Genomic DNA, 12,083 nt, shown 5'->3' on the forward strand with positions numbered 1-12,083 from the left:
AAGTATTTGGCACCCTCGATTTATTCGTATCCCTATTGGAGACTGAAATCAAATATCCGATTCTACAAGGGGGTATTTTGCCTTTTTGGACACCCTCTTCCGCCGTTTTCATCAGTCAGGGAATAGGGTCTTGTCGAGATCGATTCTCGGCACCTGCCTCAGGTATGACTTTTTGTCCATGGCGGTCTTGCCCATAAGCAGCAGTACAGACTCTTCGTTTGGCATCGCCCCGCGCATCCTCGTCACCCTCCGGAAGTCCTTCTGGAGTCTCTCTATCCAGTTAGTCGTGTATATCATCGGCTGGATGCGGTGGTCGTAGTTCAGATACGTGAAGTATGCCTTGTAGGAGGGATCCTGTCCGCGTTTCCTGATGCCACGGTAATACTTTCCCCACTTCTCGCAGAATGCCTGCCATTCTCCCCAGGCTTTCTCGACCGTGTAGTTCCTGTCCCCGGTCCGGAACACCTGCCGCAGGTCATCCGCCACCTCTCCCTTGTCCCCGTTGCGCACGTCACTTACTATGTTGCGTTTGAGGTGCGTGGTGCATCTCTGGAGCTTCGTGCCGGGGAAGACCTCACAGATGACATCCTCCAGCCCTTTCAGACCGTCAGCGCATATCAGACCGACCTTGCCCACTCCACGTTCATACAGGTCTTGCAGCATCTCACCCCAGCCCGTGGCACTCTCCGTCGGCTTGTTGTATATGCCCAACACCTCCCGCGTCTTGTCTTCCTTAACGGAAAGGATGACATAGAATGCCTCCGTATCTACGCTGCGCTTGCGGTGGATCTTTATATGGACACAGTCAATGAACACTATTGGATAATATGATTCCAGAGACCTTGACAGCCACTGGGATACATCCTCGCGCAGATAATCCAGCATCCTTGATATGCTCGCCTTGATGTAATGTTCACCGTAGATGTCAGCGAACACCTCACCGACCTGCTCCTGCGTCAGGCCTTTCGTATAAAGAGTGCCCGCAAGACGCTCACATTCATCCTCCTGGTCCCGAAGAACAGCCAATATTCGAGGATGGAAGTTTCCGTACCTGTCCCTCGGAATACGGAAGGTCAGAGTACGACCCATTCCGTATGTCCTGCCTGGACGATAACCGTTACCTTTGGTGCCGCGCAGACCCTCTTCTCGGAGATATTCGCGACGTTCTGACACCATAATGCTCTCCAACATTATCTCCAGTAAGTCATGAAGTCCATTTTCTCGCTCCGAATGCTTGCATATAAGCTCGGAAAGTTGTTCCTTTGTCAAATCCATAAGTCTACTGTTTTTTTAGTTTTGTTGTTTTCCTTTTACAAATCTAAAAAATCTGTAGACTTTTTATTATCTCAACCCAGACACACTACTTGAAACAGTATCCCTTTGAGCAACTTCAAGTATATCTATTCCTTTTATTTTTTTTAAACAAAATGCATACTAATCTCTATTATGCCATAGATGAATCTTTATTATTACATACATATCGTTAGAAATATAAAGGTAATAAATATTTATAACTGCGATATTTTTCCCCTTTTCTTTATATAAATAGTATTCTAATAACTAATATTGACATAAAATAGATTCTAAATCATACAAGTTTGTTTATTGAGATTTTTTACACAGATCTAGTAGTTAGGAAACCTATAGCCAGAAGATACATTGTTATATACCATTCTGGCTAAAATTCACCTTACTAAATTTATCAACTTTAGATGCAACTAAAGTAAATTACTCATAATTTCATCCATTTGCTTATCATCAAACTTACTAAGATATATTTCTGTTGTCTTTATATCTTGGTGTCCTAATGCTTGGGAGATTAGAGCTATATTAACACCTGTATTCTTCAAAATGCTAGCAAATATACCCAAACTTACATACTTTGGTTTTCTATCTTTTGTAACCCGAAGCATTAAAGGGGATTTTCCATTAGAAAGCACCTTAGATTTGTAACAAACCACTGATACAGAAGCATTCATACTAAATTTCTGGTTGACGTTCTGGTTGACGAAAACCACCCATTTCACCCAAAAATCACGACAATAAAAAAACAGCTACTTTCGTAACTGTCTCATTTTCTGTCGGGGTGACAGGATTCGAACCTGCGACCCTCTGCTCCCAAAGCAGATGCGCTACCGGACTGCGCTACGCCCCGTTTTGAATTCGGATGCAAAGGTAATCATTGAAATTGAAAAAACAACGGTTTAGGGAGATTTATTTACAAGGATAGAGGGGGGGATCAGAAAAGATGTAACTATTTTTTCACGGTTTCGTCACCGGATCGTCACAAACTTTGGTTTTATTTGCTATAACCAAATATATAATCCAATCTGTAGTCTTTTCTTAAAAGAAAGAGCTGCTCCGACTCAGAACAGCTCTTCTTATTTTATAGACCTAAGGACTTATTGGGGGTATCACCCAATTCAAATACCAATTCGCCACCGGAGATGATTTCGTCATGGGAAATCCACAATCGGTCGAGCGGTTTGCCATTCAGCCAGATCTTTTGGATATAGACATTTTCGGGGGGAATTGTTCAGGGCCTTTACCATAAACTTCTTGCCGGGATAAAATTTCGGATCGAGTTTCAGCACAGCTTCATTGAAGACAGGACTGGTCGGTTCGTATAGGGTTTTGAAGAATAGTTAAATAAAAAAGGCACATGATGATCGGGTTCGTTGGGATGATTATAGTAATCACTCCACAGAAAATCCTTCGTCGTACGGTCGAAGAAAAGTTCCAATTCCTGAATAAAGAAAACCTCTCCCCTCAATGCCTTCATACCCTCGATATCGTGAGGCACAAACCAACCTTGCTGAAACGGATTACTCTCGACACAACCTTGTCCCTACCGTTTTTCCCTGCCAGTTCAGTCATCGATCTTTATTCTGACGGGCCTGAAATCAGCGCACTTCGGACTTCCAGACATTCCGGTAAGCCTGACTTTTCCGATATAGGCCCGGGCTTTATCCTGGTCTCCCAGACTCTCCCATAACTTACCCGTACTCCAATCTAAATAAGCCTATTCCAGGGGTTCGGATAAATTCCCGGATACGAATCCTTGTTCCCCGTTTCCGAATTTTTTCATCGAATTCTCGCAATACTCCGCTACTTTCCGGGCATAGAAACCACGGATTCCTTTCCATCAGGAGTACAACGCATCCATCCCTGTATCGTATGGTCATTAACCTTTTCTACACGTTGTTCGGAGTTCCTTAATCCGGATAAGCTGAAAACCACAAAGCAGTTATCTTTCGAATAACTGCTTTGTGGTTAAAGGGTGGAAGATCGGGCTCGAACCGACGACCTTCGGAACCACAATCCGACGCTCTAACCGACTGAGCTACATCCACCATTTTGCTTTTGCGCTTGCAAAGATAAGGAGAATCTGTTATTCTGCAAACAAAATATCAAAAAAAAATGTCTAAAATTCAGTTTTAGTCGTTCCATCCAAAACAATAAACTTGCATTCAAGTATTTACCGAGGAGGGATTTCTATATTTCCAGTTTCAATCTCACGGGCGGCATACTCCAACTGCTCGTACCATTCTTCACCATACCGAGCGATCAAAGCCTGTTTTAAAAAACGATACAACGGCATACCTGCTTGCTCACCTTTTAGCCGGGCACATCCGCAAATATCCCAACGGTTGTAATTCAGCGCTTCAAATCCTTCGTATTTTGTCACCCGGATCGGATATAAATGACAAGAAATCGGTTTACGAAAATCACACTTCCCTTCAGACCAGGCTTTTTCGATCGCACACCAACAACTTCCTTTTTCTTCTATGGCATAAGCACATTCTCCCCCTTGAATCAATGGGGTCACCAAATCCCCATCCTGATCGATCACCGAGAAACCTTGTTCCTTAACAGCTGCAATCCCTTCGGGTTTCATATAAGCCCGGATATTTTCATAGTTCGTCTCGATCCGCACCGGCTCATCCTCTTCCAAAGGGGCCCCCGAATCTCCTTCGACACAACAAATTCCCCTGCACTGCGCTAAATCACAACAAAACTTTTTTACAAAAATATCGAAACTTACGATTGTATCCTCTATCTGTATCATAGTCGAAAACCGACAACTATATGGTTTTATTTATAATATTCATAAAGTCCGCAAAGTTTACAAACTTTACAGACTTTATAAACCATTTATCCCTGTTATTTTATCAAGCTTTTTCCGGTCATTTCTGCAGGCTGGGCAATTCCCATAATCTGCAGGATGGTTGGAGCGACATCAGCCAAAACACCGTTATTCAAAGCCTTTCCCTTTTCGTCGGTCACCCAAATGCAAGGCACCGGATTCAGCGAATGAGCCGTATTCGGAGTACCGTCGGGATTGACAGCATTGTCGGCATTTCCGTGATCGGCAATAATCAATACATCGTAACCATTGGCCTGAGCGGCAGTCACGACCTTTTCGACGCAACGGTCGACCGTTGCTACTGCCTTTTGGATCGCTGCATACACACCGGTATGTCCCACCATATCTCCGTTAGCGAAATTCAGGCAGACAAAATCAGCTGATTTGGCATTCAATTGCTCTACTAATTTTTCCGCCACTTCAGGAGCCGACATCTCGGGTTGTAAATCATAGGTAGCCACTTTCGGGGAAGGCACCAAAATCCGGCTTTCGCCTTCAAACTGCGCTTCACGTCCTCCGTTGAAGAAGAAAGTCACATGAGCATATTTCTCTGTCTCGGCAATCCGCAACTGTTTCAAACCGGCCTTACTGATCACCTCTCCCAAGGTATTCTCTACATTCTCTTTATTAAACAGAATATGCAGACCTTCAAAAGTAGCGTCGTAAGGAGTCATGCAACAATAATACAAAGGCATCTTCTTCATCTGCTGTTCGGGGATATCCCGTTGGGTCAAAGCAATAGTCAATTCTTTAGCGCGGTCGTTACGATAGTTGAAAAAAATCACCATATCACCCGGTTCGATCACACCCACAGGACGACGGTCGCTTCCGACATGTACGATCGGTTTGATAAATTCGTCGGTAATCCCTTCGTCATAAGACTGTTGGATACTTACCTCCACATGCTGCGTAGGAGTACCGATTCCATTCACAATCAAATCATAGGCTTCCTTTACACGCTCCCAACGATTATCCCGATCCATAGCATAATAACGACCGATGACAGAAGCGATCCGTCCGGTCGATTTGTCCATATGAGCCTTCAATTCTCTTATGAATCCCAGTCCGCTTTTCGGATCGGTATCCCGGCCATCCATAAAACAGTGAACAAAAGTTTTGGCTATTCCAAATTCTTTAGATACATCACATAGTTTCTTCAGATGCTCCAAAGAGCTATGTACTCCACCATCCGATACCAAGCCCATAAAATGTACTTGTTTTTTATTGTCACGGGCATAAGTAAAAGCCTTCACAATCTCGGGATTCTGCATAATCGAATTATCCCGGCACGCTTTGTTGATCCGTACCAAATCCTGATTCACCACCCGTCCGGCACCGATATTCAAATGGCCGACTTCAGAATTACCCATCTGGCCATCCGGCAAACCGACATTTTCTCCACAAGTCAGTAATTGAGCATGCGGATATTTTTCCGACAATGAATTCATAAAAGGAGTCGGGGTATTAAAAATAGCATCCGTCTTATCATGCTTCCCGATTCCCCAACCGTCTAAAATCATCAATAATACTTTATTCATATCTGTTTTTATTTATTGTTATTGCTTAAAATCACTACAATCATTTGTTTACAAAGTTAATTTATTATCCCGACTTTCTCCCGAAAGTACCGATTTTTAGCGGAATAATTTTTACGGAAACGTTTTTATCGTCACTCTGGCAATTCAAATTTTTTCAAACGGTTTATACTCAAAAACGTCCTAATCTTTGTAAGGTACTATCCCAAACAAATATTTATAAAAAATTTAGTACTATGTATTGCATAATACTATATTAATCCATATATTTGTTCCGTAAAACCAAAGAAGAGGCGCTTATGAACATAGAAAACACACAGGCTCAAATGCGGAAGGGGATACTCGAGTACTGCATTTTACTGATCATCGCCCGGAACGACGCCTACGTCCAGGACATCATCAATAAGCTGAGAGCTTCGAAAATGCTGGTGGTAGAAGGTACCGTTTATCCTCTGCTCACCCGATTAAAGAATACCGGATTGCTGGCCTATCGCTGGGAAGAATCGACACAGGGCCCTCCCCGGAAATATTACAACATCACCGAACAAGGACGTCAATTCCTGCAAGCCCTGGAAACTTCGTGGGAAGAACTGACGACAGCTATCGAAATCCTAAAAGCACCACATACACCTCAATAACAAACATCATGAAAAAAACATATAACATCAATCTCAACGGTCAGATATTTTGTATCGACGACGATGCTTGTCTGAAACTCCAATCTTATATAGACACCCTGGAAAGTCATTATCTGAAAGAAGAAGACGGCCGGGAAATCATGGCCGATATCGAAAGCCGGATCGCCGAATTACTGAAAGAAGCGCTCGGTAAAGGATACAAACAAGTGGTTACCATGGAAGATATCGACCAAATCATTCGGATCATGGGTAGTCCTGACGTAATCATCGACGAAGATACGGACAAGAGCACAGAACCGATAAAACGGAAACTATACCGGGATACCGACGAATCTGTTCTGGGGGGCGTAGCTTCAGGAATAGCAGCTTATTTCGATATTTCGGTGGTATGGATAAGAATTGCTTTTGTCTTGTTAGCGTTTTTCTACGGAGTAACGATCCTAGTTTATATTATCCTTTGGATCGCCACACCTGCAGCTGTGACCGCCAGGCAAAAAATGGAAATGAAAGGAGAAAAAATCAATGTTTCCAATATCGAGAAAAATATCCGGGATACCTATGATGATCTAAAAAAAAACTCCGGTATTCAAAAATTCTTCACCGGAATAGAAAACGGTGCTAAAACCTGTTTTCAGAAACTGAACACTATTTTAAGGAAATGCCTTAAGATCGTGTTCAGTGTGTTGTCTGTCGTGGGATTGCTGGCAGGAACCTTTCTGTTTATCCTGGTTTTCTGGTGTCTGCTGTATCCCGAAAGCGTTACAAATTTCAGCATTTATCATATTCTATGCAGCTCCATATCGTCAGAGCTATTACTGACTTTGAAAATCATCCTTTTACTCACCCTGAATATCCCTTTATTACTGATCATCTATATCTCGGCCCGTTATCTATTCCAGTTCAACTGGAATAAGATTTTCCTTCTAACGGCAATCGGTTGCTGGTTTCTTGCCGGATTCGCAGGTATCATCATCACGATACAGCAAAGTCTGAGCTATAGTGATGTCACAGAAGAAACGGAGGGACATCCTTTTATCACTACCGACACGACCTCGCATAAATACCTGCTGAAGATCGATGATCTGCCTCAGGTCAGCGAGAATAGTAACATCATCCATACGAACAGATATTTTGCAAATATACTGGCATTCGACAGTATTCCTCCCAAAGAAATCTATCTCAAAACTTTTATCCGTGCGACTCCAAGTACTTTTTCCCGGCCTTCCCTGACGATTCAGAAAAAAATCAGAGGTATCCGTACCCCGGATCATTTCAGGCCATTGAATACCATCCGATACCATTGGGAACAAAATGGAAACGAACTGACCCTGGACAATTATTTCAAAATACAACCCCCTCATTGGAAAGGGCAGGAAGTAGAGGTCACTATCCGGATTCCTGAAGGAGATACCCTGGTCATCCAGGGAAGTAATAAAATAAGAAATAATATCATTCATTCCTGTATTCCTTTCCAGGGATATAAGAAAAACTATACCACTGTCATGAAAAACGGACTGTTGGAGATAGTGAAATGAAATAATTTTCTCACTGATTTTAACCGATGAATGGGGGGATCCAAAAGTCCGGAAACCGACTTTCGGCCCCTCATTTATAATAAACGAAATTTCGTCTTGTTTGTCCAGGTTAGCTTCAATAAATCGGCACCTTCCCAAATTCCCACTCCCTGATACTCTTTTCCTCCCCGACGGTAGATTTCGTCCAACCAGGGTAAAAGCAAATCTCCTTCTTCGAGTCTTCCCTGATAAGCCGCCACATAAGCCGCCACAATCAATCCACCATAAAACTCCAACCCTTGTATTTCACGAATTCGTCCTCCTGTATCGACCACATCTTTCACCCGTCCTTGTTCAAGAATCACATATCCATTTTTCACCAATGGAAATCCCGGTAAACAGATATAATTAGCAGCAATCTTTCTCATCAAACGGTGTTTATCGTCTTCGCAAACTTTGTTTCAGCCTTTTCTCCGTTTCCCGGGAAACATAAGGCCGATAAAGATAAGTACCCCAGGCTTCCCCTCCCATTTCGTCCAATTTTACCAATTTTTCCTTTTTAGCAGGAGGAGTTTTTTTACCTTTCACCGGTTTGATATATTTTGCCGGAGGCATCGTATCCAGGAAAGTAATCACCAGCCGGTTATACACCGAATCGGCATATTGCGACCAATTGTAACTACGTTTTAACGTATCGAAATCGACCACCAGATCTCTCACCCGTAAAGTATCGTTACCGTCAGCAGAAAGAAAATACGAGCGAATCCGCCGGTTTTGGGTATTCTGGAGAGAATCGAAATGAATCGTCGTTCCGAATTTATATAATCCCGGAACAATACTATCGACGGTTATCGTGAAAACACTATCCAATTTTAAGGTATCCACCAACGGGAAATAGTTGACAGAATCTTTCGACTTCAACTCATTGAGCACTTTTTCAATAGCTGTGAGTTGCCGGTGTATACTATCGATAACCACGTCATACATCTTCGAAAACAGGACCGTCTGAGCCGAATAATAATATAAACAAGAGTCGAATTCCGCTTTGTCGATATGGTATTTCCGGAATACATCGTTGTAATATTCATAATTTTTCAGTTCATTGTATCCCTGCCCTATTCCCCGGTACACCGACAAGGTTCCGTCGACTTTATGCAAATCGATCAGCAGGTTTGTGAACTGCTCTTTATTCAAAGGTACCTTTTTAGATTCACAACCTCCAATGACTCCCCCCACACACGCCATGATGATTAGTATTCCTTTCCGGATAAATGATATCATAAATCTTTTTTTATAAGCTTAAACAACTGAGAAGAAAAAATAAATTCATTCAGATACGGATTATCCGTATGTGCAATTTGCTCTTTCGAACCTTCCCATTCCTTACGTCCTTCGTGAATAAACACGATTTTTTCCCCGATTTCGAAAACAGAATTCATATCGTGTGTATTGACGACCGTCGTCATATTATATTCATGGGTAAGCTCGCTGATCAAATTATCGATAACGATAGAAGTCAAAGGGTCCAAACCCGAGTTAGGCTCGTCACAGAACAAAAATTTCGGCTGCAGGACAATAGCCCGGGCGATAGCCACCCGTTTTTTCATACCTCCACTGATCTCCGAGGGATACAGATCTTCGGCTTTATTCAGTTCCACCCGATGCAGGCAAAAGAGTGCCCGTTCTCTTTTCTCCTCGTAGGAAAGATCGGAAAACAGGTTGAGGGGAAACATCACATTTTCCAATACCGTTTGTGAATCGAACAAAGCCCCTCCCTGAAACACCACTCCGATTTCTTCCCGCAAAGATTTGAGTTGTTTGGAATTCATCGTCGTCAAATCGCGGTCACCGTAATAAATATGACCGGTCGTAACCGAATGCAAGCCGATCAGGGATTTCAGCAAGACCGTTTTACCGGACCCACTTTTCCCGATGATCAGATTCACTTTACCGGCTTCGAAAGTGATATCGATGTCCGATAATACCTTCTTATTATCGAAAGATTTACCCAAAGCTTCAACACGTATCATTACAGCATAATTTGAGTTAATACCAGGTTAGCGGTCAATATAGCGATACTACTATCGACCACAGCTTTCGTCCCGGCTTTACCGACTTCCCGGGCTCCCCCCTGGACGTAATATCCATAAAAAGCAGGGATTGAGGTAAATATAAAAGCAAAGAACAAGGTCTTTACGATCGAATAGGTCACATAGTAAGGATTGAAGGAAAAATGAAGGCCATAAACAAAATCTTCAAAATTGACAACTCCACTGATCAATCCGGAAATGATTCCCCCTAAAATACCGATAAAAACACTGAAGATATAAAGGATCGGATTAATCACCAGAGAAGCTAAGATCTTCGGTCCCACCAAATAAGAAACCGAATTGACTCCCATGGTTTCCAAAGCTTCTATCTGCTCGGTAATCCTCATACTCCCGATCTCGGAAGCGATATTACTACCGATTTTACCGGCTAAAATCAAGCTGACGATCGTCGATGAAAATTCCAGCAACATCGTTTCCCGGGTCAGGTAACCGATCAAATACCGGGGCAATAAGGGACTCTGCATATTATAAGCAGTCTGCAAAGTCAGCACCGCTCCGATAAAAAAAGAAATAATCACTACTAAGACAATTGAATTCAAGCCTAACTTTTCAAATTCAACTATTACTTCTTTAGTATAGACACTTCTTTTTTCCGGACGGGAAAAGGCTTTTCTAATAAAAATAAGATAGCTACCCAGCTTATATAAAAACTTCATATTCCTGTCGGTTAAGAAAAACAAGGTAAAAATATAAATTATTCATGGATTTACGCGTTCCTACTCTCATAAAGTTCCTAAATCGGCTCAAATCCGGTACTGCGGCAGGGAATAAAATCTATATCAAGGGGAATCGGCGGAATAATTTCAGGATTCTGAAAAAAGTAGTATATTTGGTATATTATTTGAAAGCTATTTTAAAAAGAGGAACTTTAAATATACAACTACGAATGAATCCAAATTCCTACTGCTTAATTATGGCCGGGGGTATCGGAAACCGTTTCTGGCCGGTAAGTAACCGCCGTTGTCCCAAACAATTTTCTGATATCCTGCACTGTGGAAAGAGCTTTATCCGTCAAACTTACGAACGTATTTCCCAGATTTTCCCCAATCATCGTATTTTTATCATCACCGGAGAAGAATATGAAGATATCATCAAAAGACAACTCCCGGAAATACCGGATTCCAATATATTGAAGGAACCTTATGTCAGAAACACCGCCCCTTGTATCGCTTATGCCGCTTATAAAATCAAAGGTCTGAATCCGGATGCGTATATCGTCACTATCCCTTCCGACCATTTTATCAGCAACGATCAGGCTTATTTGAACGACATCCAGGAGGGGTTATCTTTTATCGAGAAACAAAAGGGACTGCTCACGATCGGCATCACTCCTACACGTGCCGAGACAGAATACGGATACATTCAGGTGAAATCGAAAGACAATACACAAAAAATATCACAGGTCAAGACTTTCACCGAAAAGCCCAACCAAGAACTGGCCAATATGTTTTTCGATTCCGATGAGTTTTTGTGGAATGCAGGTATTTTTATCTGGAGTGTTCAGGATATCATCCAGGAATTCAAGACCCATATGTTCGATCTGCACGCCCTTTTCAATACGGAATGTAAACTGAATACCCCGGCCGAACCTGCTTTCATCAAGAGTGTATACGGGCAATGCCACAATGTATCGATCGATGTCGGTATTATGGAAAAATCACAACATGTTTATGTATTAAAAGGGAATTTCGGCTGGTCGGACGTCGGTACCTGGCATGCTTTTCACGCCCTTTGTGATAAAGACGACCACAACAATGTCACCAATTCGGATAAAGTGGTGCTTAACGATTCGAACGACTGTATTGTGAACGTTCCTCCCCGAAAAAATGTCGTCGTTCAGGGCGTCGATAACCTGATCATTGCTGAAAAAGACAACTACCTGATGATTTGTCACCGCAAAGACGAAGATAAAATCAAACGCTTCGAAAAGTTTTTCCGCCATAAAAAATGAGGGTGACCACTTAAACTCAGATCGGTGAAGCCAGCATCCGATCCTAATGAATCAGCCTATCAGCTTCACCGATCTGAGTTCATTTACCTAGGGACATTCAGTAAATACTATAAAATCAGCCAACTAATTCATACATAAAATGTTGCGAATTAGTTGGCTTTTTTGTATCTTTAGGTATTCCCCCGCA

The 12,083-nt window shown here is 42.3% G+C and carries 13 protein-coding genes and 2 tRNA genes; 3 read left to right on the forward strand and 12 right to left on the reverse strand.

The window, feature by feature from the left end:
* Positions 1-111 precede the first annotated feature (111 nt).
* The 8 genes from AC5RDS_RS10650 to gpmI form a co-directional block, all read right to left on the reverse strand.
* Entirely contained in the window at positions 112-1,275 is a 1,164-nt protein-coding gene (locus AC5RDS_RS10650) for an IS256 family transposase (protein WP_172720686.1), read from the reverse strand.
* Positions 1,276-1,718: 443 nt separating this feature from the next.
* Positions 1,719-1,979, reverse strand: a complete 261-nt coding sequence (locus AC5RDS_RS10655) for an Arm DNA-binding domain-containing protein (protein ID WP_071823586.1) — start codon at positions 1,977-1,979, stop codon at positions 1,719-1,721.
* A 102-nt stretch (positions 1,980-2,081) separates the two neighbouring features.
* Positions 2,082-2,155 (reverse strand) — tRNA-Pro (locus AC5RDS_RS10660).
* Positions 2,156-2,386: 231 nt separating this feature from the next.
* Positions 2,387-2,533 (reverse strand): glycoside hydrolase domain-containing protein, encoded by a 147-nt coding sequence (locus AC5RDS_RS10665; RefSeq protein ID WP_118104868.1) that lies wholly within the window; start codon positions 2,531-2,533, stop codon positions 2,387-2,389.
* A 54-nt stretch (positions 2,534-2,587) separates the two neighbouring features.
* Positions 2,588-2,782 carry a glycoside hydrolase domain-containing protein gene (locus AC5RDS_RS10670; RefSeq protein WP_353955695.1) on the reverse strand — a complete coding sequence of 65 codons (195 nt, stop codon included), beginning with the start codon at positions 2,780-2,782 and terminating at the stop codon, positions 2,588-2,590.
* A 496-nt stretch (positions 2,783-3,278) separates the two neighbouring features.
* A tRNA-His gene (locus tag AC5RDS_RS10675) sits at positions 3,279-3,354 on the reverse strand.
* A 124-nt stretch (positions 3,355-3,478) separates the two neighbouring features.
* Entirely contained in the window at positions 3,479-4,069 is a 591-nt protein-coding gene (locus AC5RDS_RS10680) for a DUF3109 family protein (RefSeq protein WP_118108461.1), read from the reverse strand.
* A 95-nt stretch (positions 4,070-4,164) separates the two neighbouring features.
* Entirely contained in the window at positions 4,165-5,685 is a 1,521-nt protein-coding gene (gene gpmI / locus AC5RDS_RS10685) for a 2,3-bisphosphoglycerate-independent phosphoglycerate mutase (protein WP_013613499.1), read from the reverse strand.
* A 296-nt stretch (positions 5,686-5,981) separates the two neighbouring features.
* Here gpmI and AC5RDS_RS10690 point away from each other — a divergent pair, with 296 nt between their 5' ends.
* Positions 5,982-6,320: a PadR family transcriptional regulator gene (locus tag AC5RDS_RS10690; protein ID WP_041557024.1), complete on the forward strand. Its 339-nt coding sequence runs from the start codon at positions 5,982-5,984 to the stop codon at positions 6,318-6,320.
* A gap of 8 nt (positions 6,321-6,328) precedes the next feature.
* Positions 6,329-7,855, forward strand: a complete 1,527-nt coding sequence (locus tag AC5RDS_RS10695) for a PspC domain-containing protein (RefSeq protein ID WP_202194803.1) — start codon at positions 6,329-6,331, stop codon at positions 7,853-7,855.
* A gap of 74 nt (positions 7,856-7,929) precedes the next feature.
* On the opposite strand, the gene AC5RDS_RS10700 is transcribed toward AC5RDS_RS10695, so the two are convergent.
* From AC5RDS_RS10700 to AC5RDS_RS10715, 4 genes are read right to left on the reverse strand one after another with little or no spacing between them, the layout of a single operon-like run.
* Positions 7,930-8,262: a hypothetical protein gene (locus AC5RDS_RS10700; protein WP_013613496.1), complete on the reverse strand. Its 333-nt coding sequence runs from the start codon at positions 8,260-8,262 to the stop codon at positions 7,930-7,932.
* A 10-nt stretch (positions 8,263-8,272) separates the two neighbouring features.
* Complete coding sequence (locus AC5RDS_RS10705) at positions 8,273-9,115, reverse strand: DUF4296 domain-containing protein (RefSeq protein ID WP_118113301.1); 843 nt, start codon at positions 9,113-9,115, stop codon at positions 8,273-8,275.
* Complete coding sequence (locus AC5RDS_RS10710) at positions 9,112-9,864, reverse strand: ABC transporter ATP-binding protein (protein WP_013613494.1); 753 nt, start codon at positions 9,862-9,864, stop codon at positions 9,112-9,114. Before AC5RDS_RS10710 ends, AC5RDS_RS10705 begins: the two co-directional genes overlap by 4 nt.
* Entirely contained in the window at positions 9,864-10,601 is a 738-nt protein-coding gene (locus tag AC5RDS_RS10715; RefSeq protein ID WP_013613493.1) for an MlaE family ABC transporter permease, read from the reverse strand. Before AC5RDS_RS10715 ends, AC5RDS_RS10710 begins: the two co-directional genes overlap by 1 nt.
* Positions 10,602-10,831: 230 nt before the next feature.
* Between AC5RDS_RS10715 and AC5RDS_RS10720 the strand changes: the two genes are divergently transcribed.
* A complete protein-coding gene (locus AC5RDS_RS10720) occupies positions 10,832-11,896 on the forward strand; it encodes a mannose-1-phosphate guanylyltransferase (protein ID WP_013613492.1) in 1,065 nt (354 codons plus the stop codon).
* The last annotated feature ends 187 nt before the right edge of the window (positions 11,897-12,083 follow it).

Source organism: Odoribacter sp., from assembly GCF_985060555.1.